This is a genomic window from Flavobacterium sp. (assembly GCF_031409475.1).
Taxonomy (GTDB): Bacteria; Bacteroidota; Bacteroidia; order Flavobacteriales; family Flavobacteriaceae; genus Flavobacterium.
In genome coordinates, this window is the sequence record NZ_JANNXH010000056.1 from 24,752 (window position 1) to 45,619 (window position 20,868).

20 protein-coding genes are annotated in these 20,868 nt (G+C 34.4%); 4 read left to right on the forward strand and 16 right to left on the reverse strand.

The window, feature by feature from the left end:
• Positions 1 to 51: 51 nt before the first annotated feature.
• The 16 genes from RMO53_RS10025 to RMO53_RS10100 all read right to left on the reverse strand — a co-directional run bounded on the left by RMO53_RS10025 (position 52) and on the right by RMO53_RS10100 (position 16,767).
• Complete coding sequence (locus RMO53_RS10025; protein WP_310380185.1) at positions 52 to 372, reverse strand: hypothetical protein; 321 nt, start codon at positions 370 to 372, stop codon at positions 52 to 54.
• Positions 373 to 375: 3 nt separating this feature from the next.
• Positions 376 to 801, reverse strand: coding sequence for a hypothetical protein (locus tag RMO53_RS10030; RefSeq protein WP_310380186.1), 426 nt, complete (start codon positions 799 to 801; stop codon positions 376 to 378).
• 229 nt (positions 802 to 1,030) lie between these two features.
• Positions 1,031 to 1,861 (reverse strand): hypothetical protein, encoded by an 831-nt coding sequence (locus RMO53_RS10035; RefSeq protein ID WP_310380188.1) that lies wholly within the window; start codon positions 1,859 to 1,861, stop codon positions 1,031 to 1,033.
• A 58-nt stretch (positions 1,862 to 1,919) separates the two neighbouring features.
• Entirely contained in the window at positions 1,920 to 3,593 is a 1,674-nt protein-coding gene (locus tag RMO53_RS10040; RefSeq protein ID WP_310380190.1) for an NAD(P)/FAD-dependent oxidoreductase, read from the reverse strand.
• Positions 3,594 to 3,627: 34 nt separating this feature from the next.
• Positions 3,628 to 4,980, reverse strand: coding sequence for an NAD-dependent succinate-semialdehyde dehydrogenase (locus tag RMO53_RS10045; protein ID WP_310380192.1), 1,353 nt, complete (start codon positions 4,978 to 4,980; stop codon positions 3,628 to 3,630).
• Positions 4,981 to 5,042: 62 nt separating this feature from the next.
• Entirely contained in the window at positions 5,043 to 5,528 is a 486-nt protein-coding gene (locus tag RMO53_RS10050; protein ID WP_310380194.1) for a GNAT family N-acetyltransferase, read from the reverse strand.
• Between the two features lie 10 nt (positions 5,529 to 5,538).
• The gene (locus tag RMO53_RS10055) at positions 5,539 to 6,615 is read right to left on the reverse strand and encodes a CaiB/BaiF CoA-transferase family protein (RefSeq protein ID WP_310380196.1); all 1,077 of its coding nucleotides are present in this window, start codon (positions 6,613 to 6,615) and stop codon (positions 5,539 to 5,541) included.
• A 27-nt stretch (positions 6,616 to 6,642) separates the two neighbouring features.
• Complete coding sequence (locus RMO53_RS10060) at positions 6,643 to 7,293, reverse strand: GNAT family N-acetyltransferase (RefSeq protein ID WP_310380200.1); 651 nt, start codon at positions 7,291 to 7,293, stop codon at positions 6,643 to 6,645.
• Between the two features lie 99 nt (positions 7,294 to 7,392).
• The gene (locus RMO53_RS10065) at positions 7,393 to 8,814 is read right to left on the reverse strand and encodes an aldehyde dehydrogenase family protein (protein WP_310380201.1); all 1,422 of its coding nucleotides are present in this window, start codon (positions 8,812 to 8,814) and stop codon (positions 7,393 to 7,395) included.
• A 199-nt stretch (positions 8,815 to 9,013) separates the two neighbouring features.
• Positions 9,014 to 10,315, reverse strand: a complete 1,302-nt coding sequence (locus RMO53_RS10070; protein ID WP_310380202.1) for an aminotransferase class III-fold pyridoxal phosphate-dependent enzyme — start codon at positions 10,313 to 10,315, stop codon at positions 9,014 to 9,016.
• Between the two features lies 1 nt (position 10,316).
• A complete protein-coding gene (locus RMO53_RS10075) occupies positions 10,317 to 10,793 on the reverse strand; it encodes an Lrp/AsnC family transcriptional regulator (RefSeq protein WP_310380203.1) in 477 nt (158 codons plus the stop codon).
• 49 nt (positions 10,794 to 10,842) lie between these two features.
• Positions 10,843 to 12,420, reverse strand: a complete 1,578-nt coding sequence (locus RMO53_RS10080; protein WP_310380206.1) for an amidohydrolase — start codon at positions 12,418 to 12,420, stop codon at positions 10,843 to 10,845.
• A 99-nt stretch (positions 12,421 to 12,519) separates the two neighbouring features.
• Entirely contained in the window at positions 12,520 to 13,866 is a 1,347-nt protein-coding gene (locus tag RMO53_RS10085) for an aspartate aminotransferase family protein (RefSeq protein ID WP_310380208.1), read from the reverse strand.
• 41 nt (positions 13,867 to 13,907) lie between these two features.
• Complete coding sequence (locus tag RMO53_RS10090; protein WP_310380209.1) at positions 13,908 to 14,555, reverse strand: GNAT family N-acetyltransferase; 648 nt, start codon at positions 14,553 to 14,555, stop codon at positions 13,908 to 13,910.
• Positions 14,556 to 14,572: 17 nt separating this feature from the next.
• Positions 14,573 to 15,232: a GNAT family N-acetyltransferase gene (locus tag RMO53_RS10095; RefSeq protein WP_310380210.1), complete on the reverse strand. Its 660-nt coding sequence runs from the start codon at positions 15,230 to 15,232 to the stop codon at positions 14,573 to 14,575.
• Positions 15,233 to 15,240: 8 nt separating this feature from the next.
• A complete protein-coding gene (locus tag RMO53_RS10100; protein WP_310380211.1) occupies positions 15,241 to 16,767 on the reverse strand; it encodes a Na+/H+ antiporter NhaC family protein in 1,527 nt (508 codons plus the stop codon).
• Between the two features lie 228 nt (positions 16,768 to 16,995).
• On the opposite strand from RMO53_RS10100, the gene RMO53_RS10105 reads away from it, so the two are divergent.
• The 4 genes from RMO53_RS10105 to RMO53_RS10120 all read left to right on the forward strand — a co-directional run bounded on the left by RMO53_RS10105 (position 16,996) and on the right by RMO53_RS10120 (position 20,866).
• Positions 16,996 to 18,453: a CoA-acylating methylmalonate-semialdehyde dehydrogenase gene (locus RMO53_RS10105; RefSeq protein ID WP_310380213.1), complete on the forward strand. Its 1,458-nt coding sequence runs from the start codon at positions 16,996 to 16,998 to the stop codon at positions 18,451 to 18,453.
• 125 nt (positions 18,454 to 18,578) lie between these two features.
• Complete coding sequence (locus tag RMO53_RS10110) at positions 18,579 to 19,058, forward strand: GNAT family protein (RefSeq protein ID WP_310380216.1); 480 nt, start codon at positions 18,579 to 18,581, stop codon at positions 19,056 to 19,058.
• A 2-nt stretch (positions 19,059 to 19,060) separates the two neighbouring features.
• On the forward strand, positions 19,061 to 19,507 hold the full coding sequence (locus RMO53_RS10115) for a GNAT family N-acetyltransferase (protein ID WP_310380218.1): 447 nt from the start codon (positions 19,061 to 19,063) through the stop codon (positions 19,505 to 19,507).
• Positions 19,508 to 19,531: 24 nt separating this feature from the next.
• Positions 19,532 to 20,866 (forward strand): aminotransferase class III-fold pyridoxal phosphate-dependent enzyme, encoded by a 1,335-nt coding sequence (locus RMO53_RS10120; RefSeq protein WP_310380220.1) that lies wholly within the window; start codon positions 19,532 to 19,534, stop codon positions 20,864 to 20,866.
• The last annotated feature ends 2 nt before the right edge of the window (positions 20,867 to 20,868 follow it).

Genomic DNA, 20,868 nt, shown 5'->3' on the forward strand with positions numbered 1-20,868 from the left:
GTAAAAGCAGTTTTTTACTTTGCTATAAACTGCATTTATACAATTAATAAATTATTTCTTTTGTATTCTATTTATAATCAGAATTTTCTTATTATTATCTATTTCAAAACCGTAACTTCCTTTAATTGTATCCATAATAGATTTAAACAAAGTGCTTTCATATACTTTTCCATCTAGAATAATATTCATCTTATTAAATTTATTAGAATTCATGACTGATTTTACATTATTTTTTTCAAAATTACTTTGGTAAGCATCTAGGGAAATAGCGTTTGATAAGAATATTTCATTTTTTTTTAAATGATATTGTCTTTTGGCACATCCGACACAAAAAAGAATAATTAAAATTAAATATATAATACTATTTTTCATTATTTAAGATTTAATTCTACTCAAATTACTTAAACCACAAACATTCATTAGTAATTGTGTTGAAGGACTTGCTGGTTCAAAAATTGAAACCCCTGAAACATCATCAGTATAAATAGTACCCCATGTTGCACAATCTCCTCCGCTATACCACAAACCTCTTGTAGAAGTTACCTTAAAAACTGAAGATTGTTTGTTTTCAAAATAAAAAATGCCAATTTCATTTGTTGATTTATTTATAGCATTAATTTTTTGATAGCTGACAGAATTTAAAAAGCTTGAATTTTTTTTAATTTTATTATTAGTAATTATTTCTGATTCAAAGGCTTCAGTGTTTTCTATTTCTATTTCTTCTTTTGAACAAGAAACAAGTAAAGAAAGAAATAAGTAAAATAAAATTGATGCTTTTTTCATAATTGTGTTTTTTTCCATTGTATATATTTGAATTATTGAAAGGGAGTTGACTTTAGTCTATTTTTAAATCTAATTAAATTTAGATAATGTAACTCCCTATAAAAGTTTAATTTATTCATTTTTAGTAAAACAAATCAATAATTTAAATATTCAAATCAATAATTTAAATATTCAAATAAATTATTGATTTATAATGATTTAACATATTTTTATTGATCGAAAATTTCTACAAATACTGAATAAAATATTATCTGATATTGAAAGTTACACCACAAGAAAAGAAATTTCTAATTGTTTTAGTTTCTTTTGCAACTCCATAATCGTTGTGTGAATATCCAACAAAAACGGGCAAACTATAATTTTCAGAAACTTTAAACTCTTTAGAAAAATTAACTCCAACATTCGTAAATGTAAATCCTGCATTTCCATTGGCATCGGTTCCATAATAACCACCTTCGTTTAAAACTGCTGCACCTGCAAACGGACGTACATCGATTCCAGCACTTTCGAAAGTATGAGTATAGCCAACTTCGGCATAACTAGAATAGGCTCTAGATCTTCCACCATCAGCATCATCTTTGTAATCACCACCACCTATAAAAGTACTCCATGTAAAATCGATTGGTACTCCTTTTTCAGAGAAGTCAAATAACAAGGAAAGGTCCAAAGTTTTGGCTGAACCATCGGAATAATCAAAATAACTGCTTTTCTCCCAATCTACATTTTTTTTAGTGGCTGGCCAGTAATAATCCGCCAATGTGATACTCATAACCGGTGAAATTTGATACGAAATACTCCAATCAAATTCAAAATAAGAATCGGCTTTACTAGTTATATTAGTCGTAGCCCAAAGTTCAACTGATAATTTGTCCGTAAATGCATATCCAACATAAGGTTGAATCGCGATATCATCTCCATAATATCGAACACCTCTCCATAAATACGGATAAACTACATCGACTGCAGCTGTGAATTTTGGTTCTGCTTCTTCAACTGCAGTTGAATCTTTGACTGCATCTTGTGCAAATGTTACTGTACTTGATAGCAATAAAGCTAAAATAATTGTTACTTTTTTCATGTTCATTTTTGTTTTTGGTTTTTAATTGGTTTTGATTTATATTTAATTATTATTGTATTTACTTTTTCTTATTCACTTTAGCAATTATTTGCTCCGCAGCAATTCTTCCTGTTTCGGCTGCACCATTCATAAAGCCTTGATAATCTACACTGCAATGTTCACCAGCAAAGTAAACATCACCTATAGGTTCGCTTGTATACAGCAATGCGGTATTCCATTGACCGGGTTTTGGACAGGTGTAACTGGCTTTTACAAAAGGATACGTTGTCCAAGAAGCAAAAGCATGTTTGTTTGCATACGCCTTTTTTGAACCTGGGAAAATCTGTTCCATTGCGCCTACATATTTATCAATTTCGTTTTGAGGTAAATCGGTTTTCCAAATGTGCGATGCTGGAGCATAAGGATTGTTTATCGCTACTTTTGACAACCTTATAGATTCATCACCTCCAAAGAAACAGCAATAAACACCTTTCTTACTTTCGATACTTTTTATACTGCTGGAATCCCAACCATCATGAATATCCTTATGAAATAAATAGCCATAAAACTTATTTTTCCCTTCACGCCAAGGTCTGTTTTCATAACCAATAAATAACTTATTGTTTTGTCCATAACCCAATTCCTGAATCGAATTTATTTTTTCGGGTGTTAAATCAGGTAAATCAATTTTCACATCCCGAAGCATCGTAAACGGAATAGTAATAATCACATATTCTGCTTGAACATCAGGTTTATCTTTGAAGGATAAAACGTATTTACCGGCCTTTTTTGTTATTGCAGTAAGCATTGATTTCATGTTCACTGGCTCGGATAATTTAGCCGCTAAATTTTCGATTAATTTAGAATTCCCTTCTTTGATTCTATACTTTTCATCACTAACACCAAAAACTTTAAACCCTTCGGAAGTGTCTGAATCAAGCATATCCAGCATGTTTATCGCTGATTGCTCCGATGTGTCTAAACCAAATTCAGCCAAATAAGCAGCCGTCAAAATGTCTTTCATCCATTGGGTGCAAGCCAATGATTTGATGTAATCCTTCAAAGTCATTTTATCCAAAACCAATGCCGCTGGCGTATCATATTCTTCTCCTAAACTTTCGGCATCTTTTAGAATACGCGGTGCAATTTTCTTAAATTCTTTAATAATTTCTTGTTCAGAAATATGTCTTCCATCAAAGAAAAAGGTTTCATGACGCAAATTTGCTGCCTTCGATTCAGCATACATATCTATTAACTCCAAGTTAAATTCTTTTGCCAAAGCTAGCATGTCTTCATGATTAGAATCGATGAAATCCCCACCAAATTCAGGATGAATTCCCATTTGCAATGCGTCGTTATAATGGGTTAAAATGCGTCCGCCCAAACGATGACTGCCTTCATAAACTGCCGCTTGAATTCCTACTTTTTTAAGTTGGTAAGCCGCGTTTAATCCTGCCATTCCTGCGCCAACAATCACCACTTTTTTATTATTTACAGGATGAACTCCTTCATCCGAAATAATAATTTTTTCAGGAGTAATTTCCTTCTTGCAACTTATCATTGAAGTTCCAATAATTCCAGTCAGCAAACTAAATTTTGCAACATCACCTACAAATTTTCTTCTGGTTACCGCATCGGCGTTCTTAAATTCAATGATTTTTTCTACCTCAATTTCTGGATTTTCATTAGAAAATTGGGCTATTTTAAAATTTAATAATAAATTTTTAAGCACGGTTGATTTTGGTTTTCTCATAAGATGTTGACTTGTTATATTTTAATCTAATAGATTACTCAATAATCACTGATTTCATATTCATAAATTCTTTAATTCCAATCTCGGAAAGCTCTCTTCCGTAGCCTGATTTTTTTGTTCCTCCAAAAGGAATTCGGGAATCAGAACGCACCAAAGAATTTACAAAAACATTTCCTGCTTCTATTTTTCTCGCGAGTTTATATGCTCGCTCTCTGTCTTCTGTCCAAATCGCCGAAGCCAAACCATACCTGTGATTATTAGCAATGGCAATGGCGTCATTTTCATCTTTGGCCCTAATTATAGTTGCTAGTGGTCCAAAAGTTTCCTCTTGAAAAGCAATATTATTCACATCAACAAAATCAATTAATGTGGGTTGAAAATTGCAATGTTCCCGTTCTCCACCAACTAAAATTTTCGCTCCTTGTTGTAAGGAATGTTTTAATTGATAACTTAGCTTTTCAGCCAAATCTATTCGAGCCAATGGTCCCATATTTATTCCATTCTGGAGTGGATTTCCTTGCTGTAAGGCACTAACTTTTGTTACAAACAAATGGGCAAATTCATCAGCCACTTTTTCGGTAACAATAAAACGTTTGGCGCAAATACAAGCCTGACCAGCGTTGAGCATTCTGGATTGTGTCGCTACAGTAGCGGCTTTCTCTAAATTGGCATCATTCAAAACAATAAAAGCATCTGATCCGCCTAATTCTAAAACCGATTTTTTGATGTGTTTTCCAGCCAAAGACGCCACAGATGAACCTGCCATTTCGCTTCCAGTCAAAGTAATTCCCGAAACAATATCGGCAGCAATGACACTTTCAACTTGTGGAATATCAATCATTATTTGTTGAAAAACACCTTCTGGAAAACCCGCTTCAAGAAAAGCATTTTCGATAGCTTTGGCACAGCCAATAACATTTGGAGCGTGTTTCAAAAGCGTAACATTTCCAGCCATAATCGCTGGCGCAGCATAACGCAAGACTTGCCAAAAGGGATAATTCCAAGGCATAATCGCAAAAACAGCACCTGACGGATCGTAAACCGACATACTTTTAAACGGCGTATCGTACAATTCATCCTTTAACATTTTCTCCGCATTCTCGGCATAAAAATCACAATTTCCAGCTGATTTTTCTACTTCGGCAATTCCTTCTGCGAGGATTTTTCCCATTTCGTTTGTAATGAGTAATCCTAATTCGTGTTTATTAGCACGAAGAATATTCGCGAATTTTTGCATTTTATCCGCTCTTTCTTGAAAAGTAGTTGTACGCCAATTTTTGAAAGCACTTTCCGCTAATTGCAGTTTGTGATTCAATTGTGCATTGGTCAAAACTTCGTGTTCTTCAATGACTGTTTGCGTAAATGGATTTATTGATTTGAATATCATTTTTATTAAAAATTCTAATTTTATAATATTTGAATTATTCTGTTTTTATAATTTATAAAACTTTAAATTATATATTTTTTCATTCTAAAGCCAATAGTTTCAAATCCTTCCTTTTTATAGAAATGAATCGTTTTCATTGATTTTTCTACTTCGGGAGTATCTAATTCTATTCTGGACCAATTTTTTATTTTACCAATTTCTATCAAGAAATTTATTAATTTTTGTCCAATTTTTTTGGAACGAAACTCCGGAATAATATATAGTTCGTTTATAACTCCAAAACTTCCTCTTGCATACAAAGCACTCGATTCAACTGCACAAATAAATCCAACTATTGCATTCGAATTAGATTCTATGGATACAATAATAATTCCTTTGGCTAAAAAATCATTGATTATTGTGTCTAAATTATCTTCGCTAAAACTATGGCCAATTTCTTCATAAAAATTCAACAACATTTTTTTAAATTGTGCTAAATCATGTTCTTGAATTTCTCTTAAAGAAATTTCAAAACCAGAATCCATTAAAAAATTATTATCCTGTATCATCTAAACTATTTTAATAAATATCGAAAACTGCCGTTGCCATTCTTTTTGTAATTTGACCCTCTTTCAACGTTTCTGATAAAATCAATTTTTGTGCAGTTTTATTATTCAAAACTTCGTCCATGGAACGAATTTCTCCACACGGAACATTATTCTTTTTCAATTCATTTAAAAGCATTGAACTTTCTACTTTTAAAAATGCATCTGCCAATATTTTTCCTAATACTATTCGGTTTTGAACGCGCAAAGCATTGGTTTTAAACAAATTTAAATCTTCAATATCTTTTAAATCTAGGCATTTACAAAGCGATGCGAATTGCTTGTCATTCCCAACAGCAAGCACAATTGCTTTGCCTTCTTGGGTATAAAATGTTTCTCCATAAGGAGCAATATTGGGATGCAAACTTCCCATTTTTTGGGGAATTTCACCACACATCAAATAGTTTGTCGCTTGGTTTACCAATGAAGAAAGCGCCGCATTATAAAGTGAAACATGAACCGTTGATCCTATTCCTGTTTTAGAATATTGCAATAAAGCGATTAATATTGCCTCTTTTAATTGGTGTGCAGCTAGTACATCTATCATTGCGATTGGCATTTTTAAAGGAGCTCCTCCAGCTTCTCCATTGATATTCATAAATCCGGTTTCCGCTTGAAGCACGACATCAAATGCTGGAGTTTCATCATCAATACCGTAACCACTAATTTGTGCGTAAATTAGTTTTGGAAATTTCTTGCGTAAAGCAACAGCATCCAATCCTAATATTTTTGCTGATGAAGGTTTGAAATTAGAAATCACAACATCAGCCGATTCAATTTGATTCATAACTATTTCAAAATCATCTGCCTTTTTTAAATCTGCCCAAAGAATTGTTTTATTATAATTTACACTACTGTAATAGGCAGATTGCTCATTTTCGATTTCTGACTCCAAACGCCAACTTCTTGTTACATCGCCATTATTAGTTGGGTTTTCTACTTTTAGAACGTTTGCACCAAGTTCTGCAAAAAACATTCCAACAGCTGGACCAGCCAAAACTCCGGCAAGTTCAACAATTTTTAAATCCTTAAATAACAGCTCTTTTTGCATCTGAAAATAATAAATCTAGTAAATTAATTAATGGTGTGCTTTCAATTTAGTTTTTGAATCCAAAGGCCAATACATTAACACAGAACAGTTTCCGCTACGAGGATCGTCTAAATAGTCGAATAATGGTTCTACCAAAATGAATCCACATTTGGTTTGAGCCGTAACCGTTGGATCAATAATTTTGCCTTTTATCAATTTATCACAATATTCAGCAATGGTCATTTGATCTTTTACTTTATCAAAACCTATTGGCATTCCAGCCGTCATTTGTCCTTTACAACCTAGTTCTCTAGCCACTTCTTGACGCGCATTGTAAATTTCTCTTCCAATGCCTTTTCCTTGATAATCAGGATGAACCGAAACGTCTAAACCATACAACCATTCTGCTTTAGGATCGTGCGTTCCCAACCATAAATTGTCCGAAATCTCCAAGAAAGTATGGTGGCCTTTGTGGTAATTTTGCATCAAAGTCGTAGTTGCCGCAATAACTCTGTCGCCATCTAAAACAATCATTTGCCCTTCTGGAAAAATTTCGATATGTCTTTTATACTGCGCTTCGGTCATTAATTCTTCCTCTGACAAAGTTGGAAACACAATTTTTTGAAGCTCGGCTTCTTGTTTTGCATATTCTGGTGTTGCGGTTTGCAAAATGTATTTGCCTAAAATTTCTTTTTTCATAATTTAATTCTTTTGGTACGCAGATTAAACGAATTTGCTTCGCAAAAACACGGATGAAAATCGGATCTTTTAATCTTTAAATTTTTCAATCTTTAAATCTTACGACATATTCCCGTAACTGATTAATTTCATTTCCAAATATTCTTTCAATCCTTCGGAACCCGATTCGTGACCAATGCCACTGCTTTTTATTCCCACGAAAGGTAATTCCGTTCCGTGTGCTGCCCATTCGTTGATGCCTACCATTCCAAATTCTAGATTTTCAGCATAAACATTTGCTTTTTTTATATGATTGGTAAATACATAAGAAGCCAATCCATATTCGGTGTCATTTGCCCATTCAATAACTTCTTGCTGGGTTTCGAAAGGAATCACAATCATCAAAGGCCCAAACATTTCGGTTTTGATAAAAGCCTGACTTTGTCTGGCTTCAATCAAAGCTGGGTGAACGAAAAATCCTTTTTCCGAGGCTTCTCCACCAATATGAATTGTTGCTCCTTCACTTTTTGCTTTTTCTAGCATTGCCAAGGAATGTTTTTGCTGGGTTTTATTAATTAATGGTCCAACAAAATCAATTTCGCCGCCATTAATTCCAGTTTTCAGTTTTGAAATGTCTTCTTTTATGACCGACACAAATTGATTAAAAATGTCCGTATGCACATAAAAACGTTGTGGAGCAACACAAACCTGACCACAATTTCTCAATTTGGCGACCAAGGCTTGGTGTGCAATCGTTTCAACATCTACGTCACTTTCGATGATTACTGGAGCGTTTCCACCCAGTTCAAGCGACAATTTTGTCGATGTTTTCGATGCGCCATCCATCAGTATTTTTCCAACACGAGTACTTCCTGTGAAACTTATTTTATTTAATAATGGATTCTCAATCATTTCAATTCCCGTAGAAATGGGTTCTGTGTTTATTAAGTTGAAAACCCCATTTGGAATTCCAGCTTCGTGCAGCACTTTTGCCATATTAAAACTAGACAATGGTGTGAATTCTGAACCTCTCATCACGACGGTACAACCTGCAGCTAATGCAGCTGCGACAGCTCTTGCAGGATTGTAAGCTGGAAAATTCCAAGCGGTAATTACTCCAACAACGCCAAGCGGTTGGTAAATAACCATCGAACGTTTGTCGATTCTGCTTGACGGAATCACGCGACCATAACTGCGTTTTCCTTCTTCGGCGTACCATTCAAAAAGGTTGGCTGAAACCTGCCATTCGCCACGAGATTCGAGCATTGGTTTTCCGGTTTCCAGCGACGTTTCTTTGGCGAAAGCCTCAGCATTAGCACGCATATAATTTGCAACTTTTTTTAGAATTTCGGCTCTAAAATAAGGTGTTGTATTTTTCCAAGTTTTGAAAGAAGCATCGGCTGCAGCAATTGCATTTCTACAATCATCAGCATTCCCGAAAGGAACTTTGTCTAAAATTTCTTCGGTAGCAGGACTTTGTAAATCCCAAGTTGCGCCATCAATCGCGTCGCACCATTCTCTGTTTATATATTGTTTTCTCATATTATTATCCTCTTAAGGGAAAATTTATTTATTAATTTTTCAATTGCCTCCAGCTTTAGCTGGAGAACTAAAATAGAAATAGTGGTAATTGGCTTTAGCCAAAAAACAAAACTATTTTGGCTAAAGCCAATTTGACATTCATACATTTTCCTCCAGCTAAAGCTGGAGGCAATTTAATATAGAGATGGAGGCAATAGACTTATGATATCACTTCATTTATCGTTTCTTCTAAAATAGCCAAGCCTTTTTCTAAAATTTCGTCTTCGATAAATAATGGACTAAGAATTCGAATACAATTACCATAAGTTCCAGAAGTGATGACAATTAATCCTTTTGCCAAACATTTATCTACAATTGCTTTGGTGGAAATTCCATCCGGCATTCCAGTTGTTGGGTTTGAAAATTCGATGGCTAACATTGCTCCAAGTCCACGAACGTCAGTAATGTTTTTTGGAAATAAAGCCTGCCATTGATTGAACTTTTCACCAACTATCTTGCCCACTTTTTCGCCGGCGGCATTGATATTGTTTTTTTGCATATAATTAATGCTTGCTAACGAAGCCACACAACTCAATGGTCCACCCAAATAAGTTCCGCCAATAAGTCCTGGTTTTATCGCATCCATAATTTCGGCTTTACCAATTACGCATCCAATTGGCATTCCGCCACCCATAGATTTAGCCCAAGTGGACAAATCTGGAGTCACTCCGTAATGCTCATAAGCTGCCCATTTTCCGGTACGACCAAAACCAGATTGCACCTCATCAAAAATTAAGAAAATATTATTTTCGGTACAAAATTTACGCAAATACTGCACGTATTTTTTAGATGCTGTTGTAAAACCGCCTTCGCCTTGCACTAATTCTAAAATGATTGCCGCAGTTTGTGTAACCGAAACGGTGGATGAAAATGTTTTGTGTAACTTCATAATCATCAAATCATCAAACTCATCTTGCGTCATTCGAGCGCTCATGCTCGGTTTGTAATACGGATATTCTAATCTGTAAACTTCCGGTGCATAAGGTCCAGCGCCTTCTTTATATTTTACATTCGAAGTCAATGTCATTGCCATCATCGTTCGTCCGTGAAACGATCCATCGTAACAAATTATTCCAGCTTTTCCTGTTACTGCTCTTGCAATTTTGATAGCATTTTCTACTGATTCTGCGCCTGATAAAGTCAACATGGCTTTTGTAGCTTCGCCATGCGGAAAAATTTCGCATAACTTTTCGGTTAAATCCAAATATTGCTCATATACTGAAACATTAAACGAAGCGTGAATGAATTTATCAGCTTGGTTTTTTATGGCTTCAATAATTTCTGGAACTCCGTGTCCGGCATTATTTACTCCAATTCCTCCTGCAAAATCGATTAATTCCCTTCCATCAGCATCAATAATTATTGCACCTTTGGCAGATTGTATGCTTGAAGGATTGAAAATTCCAAGTGCGTTGGGCACACTTTTTTTTCTTCTTTCGTATAATTTATCTGTATTGCTCATTTTATTTACTTGATAATTTTGCTAATTCTAAATCGGGTTGCGAAAATTTATAAATTTTCATATACATATTGGTTTTGGTATCAAAAACGCCTTCTAAAACATGAATTTTATCGCTTAATAATTCATTGAGATGTTCCATATCACGACACATAACATTGGCTTCGACATCAAAATCTCCTGAAACTAAAGCCAAAAAGCTTATCTCGGGTAATTTTTTTAATTCTTCGAAAATGGAATTCATGTGGGTTTTTGGCTTGACCGAAATCAAGATACTCGCATAGGCATTGAAGCCAATTTTGTTAGGGTCAACGCGGCCAATAATTTTTAGCGTTCCGTCTTCAACTAGATTGATATAGCGGTGCCGAATAGTACTCACTGCTACATTAATTTCTTTCGAAATTTCGGTAAACGACATTCTCCCGTCTTTTTGAAGCAGTTTTAATATTTTATAATCTAATTCGTCGTCGAGTGCGCTCATTTTTTATATCTTAACCCTGTCAGGGTTTAAAACCCTGACAGGGATTGGTTTAATTTTTATATTTTAATTCTCCGTTTATCCACGTTTCTAAAGTTTTTATGGAAGAAACATCGTTTAATTCAAAAGGGTTTTTATCCAAAACAATAAAATCGGCATATTTTCCTTTGGAAAGACTTCCCTTTATATTTTCCAAATTATCGGCAATAGCACTTCCAACAGTGTATGCTTTCAACGCTTGTTCGAAAGTGATTTTTTGGCTTTCGCCAATGACAAAACCATCAATTGCTTTTCGTGTTACAGCAGTTTCCATATTTACCCACGGATTTATTTCTTTGACCACTGGACCATCGGTTGAAAGTGCCAAATTTATTCCGTTATCCAAAACGGTTTTGCAAGGATAAACCACGTCTAACAAATCATCTGTTAATGTGTTTTTGAAATTATTTGCCAATTCATAAATAAAAATCGGTTGCATTGCTGCAGTCATATTCATCGTCTGAAAATCCTGTATATTTTCATTGGATAAAAACCCAACGTGTTCTATTCTGTGTTTTAAATTTGGGTTAATTTTGAATAAATCACGATACACTTTCAAAGTCAAATCGACCGCTTGATGACCAATAGCGTGAGTTGCCACCGAAAATCCTTTGGCAACAGCTTCTTTGGCAGTTGCATAAAATTTATCGTAATCCAAACGCAAAACACCTTTGTAGCCATCTGTATTTTTGTAAGGAACATTGATAGCTGCTGTTGCCGAACTCAAACCGCCATCCGAAAAGAACTTCACGGTTTTTATTTGTAAATATTCCGATTCGTATAATTCTGGTAAAACCTGAATTTCATCGCTTCCGTCTGGAATTCGAAGCGGAAAAACATTCATTCGCACCTTTAACAATCCTTCTTTATCGAGTTTGATGTAAGCTGCTAATAATTTTTCGTTCGCTGCAGGATCAGTTGCACTAGTGATTCCTAGACTTAACAAATAATTATGCGCTTCGAGAATCATATTTTTGTATTCGTCAAAAGTAAAAGCGGGAATGTTATTCATTATCAACCCCAACGCTCTTTCGGTAAAAATTCCTTGTAAACTTCCGTCTTGATTTTTACGAATTTCTCCACCAAAAGGAACTTCCGTATTTTCATCTACATCTGAAATTTCGATAGCTTTAGAATTTGCAATCCCAATGTGAGCACAAGTTCTGATTACAAAAACTGGTTTATCCGTAATGACTGCATCTAAATCTTCTTTGGTTGGTAATCGTTTTTCTTCGAGTACCATTTCGTTAATTCCGCGCGCTAGAATCCAATTGGAAGTTGGATTTTTAGCGGCAAAATCTTTTAGTTTTTCTTTGAATTCTACTATTGATTTTACACCCCGAACATCGAGCATGTAGGTTCGTAAATGACCTATTTTCCAGACGTGAATGTGGGCATCGTTTAATCCTGGCACAATAGTTTTTCCTTGAAAATCAATTTCTTTTGAAAAAAATTTGAATTGATTTCGCAAATTATTTTCGGTTCCAATGGCTTCAATTTTACCCAAATCATTTAGTACCATAGCGTCAGCTTTTGGAAAAGCTTCGTCCATAGTTATGATGTTGGTGTTGTGTATTAATTTGAAAATCATTTTTATTTTAATCATTTATGCGTTCAGAGACCGTTTAACACGACCTCAAAGTCAGAGACTTTGCGAAGCGACGCAAAAGTTTTTAACCTAACAATGTAATTATTTTCTTTCTTCTAAAACTGCGGCAATTGCTTGTTCAATTACGTCTAATCCTTCATTCAATTGTTCGTCAGTGATTACAATTGGTGGCAAGAAACGAATACAGTTCGTATACAAACCTGCACGAATTAGAATCAAACCATTAGAGACGCATTTCTTGATTACTGCCATAGCAAAATCCATATCTGGCTCTTTAGTAGTTCTGTCTTTTACAAATTCTACAACCAACATTGCACCTAATCCACGAATATCCCCGATGATTGAAAATTTCTCACTCATTGTTGTTAGTCGACTTACAATAATATTCCCAACGTGAGTAGCTTTAGCCAAAAATTCGGGTGTATTGATTTGTTTTACGGTTTCGTGAGCAGCAACTACCGCAAGTGGACTTCCAGAATAGGTTCCTCCAACTCCACCTAAATGTGGTGCATCCATGATTTCGGCTCTACCGGTTGTAGCACTTATTGGCATTCCTGAACCGATAGATTTTGCCATTGTTACAATATCTGGAATAACACCACTGTGTTCAATAGCCAAGAATTTGCCTGTTCGTCCTGCGCCAGATTGCACCTCATCTGCAATGAAAACGATGCCGTGTTCGTCACACACTTTTCTGATTTTCTCTAAAAAACGCTTTGGAACAGGGATAAATCCACCTTCACCTTGCACTGGTTCAATGATAATTGCCGCAACTGCAGAAGGATCAACATGTGAAATTAAATTTTGATCGAAACGCTCGATACAATAATCAATGTACTCGTCATCAGTCATGTTTGCTGGTTTTCTGTATAAATTTGGAGACAGAAAACGATAAATATCGGGAGCAAAAGTTCCAAAACCTCTTTTGAACAAACCGTATTTACTGGTTAAACTCAATGTAAGCATCGTTCTCCCGTGGTATGCGCCTTCAAAACAGATAACTGCTGGACGTTTCGTGTAATATTTAGCTGTCGAAATTGCGTTTTCTACCGCTTCGGAACCGGAACAAGCTAGTAATGTTTTTTTAGGAAAATCTCCAGGCGTGATTCCGTTTAGCATTTCAGCAAAATCCAAATACGGTTCGAAAGTAGTCACTAATGCACCAGTATGAATGTATTTTTCTAATTGATTTTTAATTGCGTCAACGACAACTTTTGGTCTATGTCCAAGATTCACCATTCCGATTCCACCAGCAAAATCTATTAATTGATTTCCGTCAACATCCCATACTAAAGCACCTTCAGCTTTTTCTACGACTACTTCGGTAGATTTCCCTAAACCTGCTGGCAAACAAGCTGCTCTTCGGGCTAATATTTCTTTGCTTTTTGGACCAGGAATTTCTGACACTTTTTTAATTTGAGTTCCCATTATTTTTAATTTAATTTTTATTCTACTTATTAATTTGTTCTTTAGATATAATAATTTTCATCTACAGGATAGTACATTAAAATACTTGCATTGCCCGATTCCGGGTCATTTATATAATCATATACTGCTTTAATCCATCGAAAACCCGCTTTTAGTTGTGGTGTAATTGTTGGGTCTGTAAATTCATTTTTTTCTAATCGTTTACAATATTCATGAATCGTCATTTTGTCTTTAACAGCACCATAACCTATAGTCATTCCAGCAATTATCTGTGCTTTAATTCCTAATTTTTTACAAATTTCGTGTCTTGCTTTATACATCTCTTTAGAAAGTCCTAAACCTCTATATTCTGGTAAAACTCCCATATCGAAACCGTACATCCAGTCTCCATTTGGCTTGTGCGCATTGGTAATCCATAAATTGTCGCAAGATTCTAAAAACGTGTGTTCGTGCTCTGGAAAATCACATCTAAACGTACTAGCTGAACCTATAACCAAACCGTCTTTTTCGACGACTAATTGCCCTTCGGGAAACACTTTTACATGATTTGCAAAATGGGCTCTATTCATCAATTCTGTTTCGTGTAAGGTCGGAAAACATTGCGCTTGCACGTATTCCATTCCAGTTGCGTCATCTAAAGTTGCATTTCTTACTATAAATGTATCACATATAACTTTTTTATATATCACAATTTTGAAACTTCTTTTTAAAAATCTAATTTAATTTTATAATTTTCATCCACTGGAAAATACATTAATATACAAGTATAACCAGATCCAGGATCATTAATATGATTGTAAAGTGGTTTGATCCATCTAAAACCGGCTTTCCTTTGTGGTGTAACTGTTGGGTCAGTAAATTTTTTAATTTCTAATGCATAACAATATTCTTCAATGGTCATTTTATCTTTAACATTTCCATATCCAATGGTCATTCCTGCAATTACTTGACCTTTTAATTTAAGTTTTGAACATACTTCCTGTCGCGCCAAATACAGTTCTCTTGAAAGACCCAAACCTCTATATTCAGGTAAAATTCCCATATCAATTCCGTACATCCAATCTCCATTGGGTTCATGAGTGTTTGTTATCCACAAATTATCTGTAGTTTCCATAAAAGTGTGTTCTTCATATGGAAAACGGCTTCTCATTGTGCTGGTTGAACCAATAATAGTTCCCTCTAACTCTATTACAATTTGACCTTCAGGGAAAATTTTGATATGATTTTCAAAATGATTCTTATTCATTATTTCCAACTTATTTAAAGTAGGATAACATTGAATTTGAACGTTCTCCATCTGAATAACATCTTCAAGAGTAGCATTTCTTAATAGAAATTCATTATTCAAAATTTCCCTTCTAATCATAATTTAAACTATAATATAAATCCTGCCAAAAGATATAATACAGACGATACAGCAAAAATTATCAATTGATACGGAAATTGTGAAATACCATGTTTCATCATATCAACCTTACAGGATTGAGCCGTTAGTACTCTATTGTCTGAGAAGAAACAAGCCGCTGCACCCCAAACTGTTCCTGACGCTAATGCACCTTGAGTTAACCAGAAATCTGCATTAACTTGAGTGGACAAAATAGCTGTTGTAGGAACTAGAATGGCATAAATTCCCCAGTTAGAACCTGTTGCCCAACAAATCCAAGCTACCAATGCAAAAACAATAAAGGGTAAGGTTGAACTATTTAACCAACTAATTCCTTCCAAATGTGATGCTACAAACTCATTAAATCCTAATGCATTTTGAACATCTTTTAATAAATAAGTGAACCCTAAAACGGCCAATACAAATGTTATAGTTTCAAGACCTTTCACAAAATTGTCAGAAATTTTATGGAAATCAACAATTTTAAATACAAGAAAATATAAATAAACAAATACACATGCTGTAGCAATTCCACGAAGTGCATCAATACTTCCAAAGATATAATTGATATTAAATTCAAAACCACTTCCCCAATAATCAAAATCCCATGGATAAGGAAAAATTGTACACCATATTAATATTAATAACGGAATTAAAAAATACCTTACTTTTCCTTCTTTTTTCTCTTTTCTATTTAATTTTTCTTTTTTCTCTTCAATAACAACATCAGCTTCTGCTGCTTTTATACCTTTAAAATCGGGTATGAATTCATAAACCACTAACGCTCCAAAAATCAAAGAAACCCAAGCAGAAAAATTATACGGAATTGTATGCAAAAAGGCTTCAATAGGACTTGTAATTGCCTGTCCTGCAGCATCAAGAACACCGCCTTCGATGGCAGTTAATTGAGTTCCGTAAAAAATTGTCCATGTAGAAATAGGAAAAATAATTGTCAATGGAACACAAACAAAACTTAATACCAATGCTAATTTTGCTCTAGAAACTCCAAATTTATCTGTAATAGGTCGCATTGTATTTCCTACTGATAAAGCACTGAAATAATCATCCAAGAAAAAGAAAAAACTCAACCAATAAGTCATCAACAACGATTGTTTTTTTGTTTTTACATGATTCTCAGAATATTTACCTACTGCTTTAATTCCACCAGATGCAACTACCATTTGGACAAAAGCACCGTACAATATACACACTAATATTACCCAAATTAATCCTCCATCATGTGCATCTCTCGCAATAGATGAAAACAAACCATCAAACATGTTTAAAGGAAAAATCATGCCTTCGCCATCAGGAAACCATTCTTTAGATCCACCCTTTGAAGCTAATAATGCAAACCCTACTGCGCAACCTATTATTAAAGGTTCGAGTGCTTTTCTGGTCATAATAGCTACGCCTAAAACAGTAAATGCAGGAACTAAAGCATGCCAATTGATAAAATAACAGAGCCCTGCCAGAAATAATAAGGCGACTCCAGTAATTGTTGAAATTGATTTCATTGATTTTTTGGTTTTTTGGTTAATAAATAATAATTGTTAATTAATTTAAATTGGTTAATTTTAAACTTTATGCTACTTATATATATTAACAACTAATAATCAAACTTGTAAATAAGTTAACATAGCTATCAATATTTTGTAAATCTAACAATATTTTTAATACTCACAAAAAATATTATTGTAATTTTACAAATATGTGTATATTTGAAAAATAAAAAAACCTAAATTATGTTATTTAACGAAGTAAAAAACTTTATAAACGGAGCGTTTAAATCAGGAAGTTCCACAGAAATTCAAACTATTATTTCTCCTTTGGATGGAAGTAAGCTGTCAACTTTCAATGAATCTACCATGGAAGATTTGAATGAAATCATTGAACATGCACAAAAAGCACAAAAGGCTTGGCAAAAAGTTACCTTAAAAGAACGGGTTCAAGTTTTTTATAAATACAAACAATTATTAGAAAAAAATAGTGTTGAGCTCACTGAAATTATTTACCGTGAAAACGGAAAAATTCATAGTGAGGCAAAAGCCGAAATTGACAAAGCAATTGAATTAACTGAGTTTGCTTGTTCGCTTCCGCAATTTGTAAATGGCGAAAACATGGAGGTAAGTAAAGGAGTTTATTGTTCCTCTACTCGATTACCTCTTGGAGTTGTAGCTTCAATAGTTCCGTTTAATTTTCCGAGTATGGTTCCACATTGGACAATTGTAAACGCAATTGCTCTTGGAAACGCAATGGTTTTAAAACCATCTGAATCTGTGCCAATTAGCAGTCAATACATTGCTAAATTATTGAAAGAAGCTGGACTTCCTGACGGACTTTTTAATATCATAAATGGCACACAATCAACTGTTGAAAACCTATGTGATCATCCAGGAATTAAAGCCATCACATTTGTAGGTTCGACTAAAGTGGCGAAAATTGTCTATCAAAGAGGAAGTAACAATCTCAAACAAGTACTCGCTCTTGGTGGTGCAAAAAATCATATTATTTTACTACCCGATGCGCATCCAGATATGGCTTCGTCAAACATTGTAGCTTCGATGAGCGGTTGTGCAGGACAACGTTGTATGGCGGCTGCAACATTATTAGTAGTTGGAAATTGCGATGTGATTTTGGATAAATTAATTGGCGATGCCAATAAAATTCAATGTGGAACAACTTTAGGTTCTGTAATTTCAAAAGCTGCCAAAGATAGAATCGAAAGCTATATAACCGAAGCAGAACAGCAAGGAGCAAAAATAATTCTTGACGGTCGCAACACTATAGTTCCCGGAAAAGAAAACGGATTCTATGTTGGTCCAACCATAATAGATTATGCAACTGCTGATATGAAAGTGGCAAAAGAAGAAATTTTTGGACCTGTTTTAACTATTGTTCGTGTCAAAACTATTGATGAAGCACTGGCTATCGAAAATGCTAATCCATATGGAAATGCCTGTTCTGTATTTACACAAAGTGGTGGTTTAGCTACTTATGTTACCGAAAATGCTTCGGCTGGAATGTGTGGGGTAAACATTGGTGTTCCAGTTCCAAGAGAACCTTTTGGTTTTGGTGGATGGAACGAATCTCGTTTTGGTTCTGGAGATATTACAGGAAAAAGTTCATTATTATTTTTTACCAAAGAAAAGAAAACAACCACCAAATGGAATCCTGAAGCAGGAACAAACTGGATGAGTTAATTCAGATTGCAGATTTTAGATTTAAGCTAGAAAAAGTAAAAGCTTCACATTTATGATTGGGAGTTGAAATAGTATTTTTTTAAATAATTTTTAATTTTTAATTCGTAATTTTTAATTGATTTTAAATGTTAGAAAAAGTTTCAGCTGTAGATTTTGATATTATTTATAAGTTGTATATGAATCCGGAAGTAAATCCGTATTTGCTTTATGAAATGATGGATGAAGAAACTTTCAGAATCATTTTTGATGATTTACTCCAACAAGAAGTTTTGTATCTTTATAAAGAGAATTCAGTACCCGTTGGAATGTGTAAACTCATTAGACAAAAACATAGAAACGAACATTTACTATATGTAGGTGGAGTTGCCATTCATCCTAATCATTCAGGAAAAGGATTTGGAAAGAAAATGATGCTTGAAATTATTGATTTTTGTTCTAAAACTGGAGTTTTAAGAATTGAACTTAGTGTTGCCAGTTCAAATATAAAAGCCATTCGACTCTATGAAAAAGCAGGTTTTACCAAAGAAGGCGTTATGAAAAATTACACTTATTTAAAAAGTAAAAATCAATTTATTGACGAAGTATTAATGTCTAAATTATTATAATTATGATACGAAAAGCTACTCTCAAAGATTTAGATCAATTAACAACCTTGTTTGATCAGTATGTTGTGTTTTACAAACGACCTTCTAATCATGAGAAACACAAAGCCTATTTAAAGGAACGAATAGAAAATAACGAAGCTACAGTTTTCATGGCTTTTGACGACGAAAAACCAGAAAAAGCGATTGGTTTTACCTTAGTTTATGTCACTTTTTCTTCATTGGCTTTAAACAAAATATTGATTCTAAATGATTTATTTGTTGATTCCACCATTCGAAAAAAAGGAACAGGAGAACAATTAATTCTTCAAACTGTGGAACTTTCAAAAGAGTTAGGTTCTAATTTAATTCGTTTGAGAACCGCAAAAAACAATACTATAGCGCAAGGATTGTATCATAAAATGGGATTTGTCAGAGACGAACACCTTTACACCTATGACCTTACTGTATAATAAATTTAAAACCTATAATTAATAATGTTAAGCAAAGAGCAAATAATAAGCGACAGCAAAGAATTTAGTTTATTTTCCTGGTCAGCACAAGCTACCATGAACCCAATCGCAATAGAAAGAGCCGAAGGTGTCTATTTATACGAAGTTGGCGGAAAACGAATCATCGATTTTTCTTCAGGTTTAATGTCCGTAAATATTGGTCACGGAGACCAACGTGTTACTGATGCTGTGGTAGAACAAATGCAAAAAGTAAGTTTTGTAACCCCAACTTGCACCACCGAAATCCGAGCAAAATTAGCTAAAAAATTAGCCGAAATTTGTCCGGGCGACTTAAACAAAGCTTTTTTTACTTTATGTGGTACATCATCTGTAGACAACGCCATAAAATTAGCACGATTATATTCGGGAAGACATAAAATTATTGGTAGATATCGTGCTTTCCATGGCGGTTCTATCGGTGGAATGTCCGTTGGTGGTGATCCCAGAAAACTGGCAAACGATTCCCAACAAATGACCAACACAGTGCTACTTGATGATCCATACAATTTTTTTGGAATGAACCATTTAGACGATGTCACAAAGTTAAATTTGAGTTTAGAATATGTAGAAAGAGTCATTCACTTTGAAGGAAAAACGAATATTGCAGCTTTTATTTTTGAAGGCGAAAGTGGTTCTTCTGGCTGTTTGCATTATCCAAAAGACTATTTAAAAGGTATAAAAGCACTTTGCGAAAAATACGGAATTCTGTTTATTGCAGACGAAGTGATGAGCGGATTTGGGCGAACCGGAAAATGGTTTGGGTTCGAAAACCACGACATCATTCCAGATATGGTTTGTATGGCAAAAGGCTTGACGTCCTCTTATTTACCATTAGGTTGCTTAATGGTTTCTGACAAAATCGCTTCTAAATTTGAAAGCACACCAATGATGATTGGACTAACTTACAACGCTCATCCTGTTTCAATGGCAGCAGCACTAGCAGTTATCAACATATACGAAAGTGATAATTTGATAGCAAATGCTCGAAAAATGAGTGCGTATCTGGAATCAAAAATTGAAGCTATGAGAAGTCAGCATCCAAGTATGGGTCAATTTAGAAACACTGGACTTTTGGGCTGTTTGGATATTTTAAAAAATAAAACTACGGGAGAACTTATTGCTCCTTACAATGCAAGCGGTGACGATTTGAAAATAACCAATCTCATTGCTGCTAAAGTTCGTGAACTCGGATTGTACACTTTTGTACGTTGGGGCTATATTTTTATTGCTCCGCCAATGATGATCAACGAAACCCAAATCGACGAAGGTTTAGCCATTATTTCAGAAGCTTTAAAAATCGCTGACGAACATCTAGTTTAAGA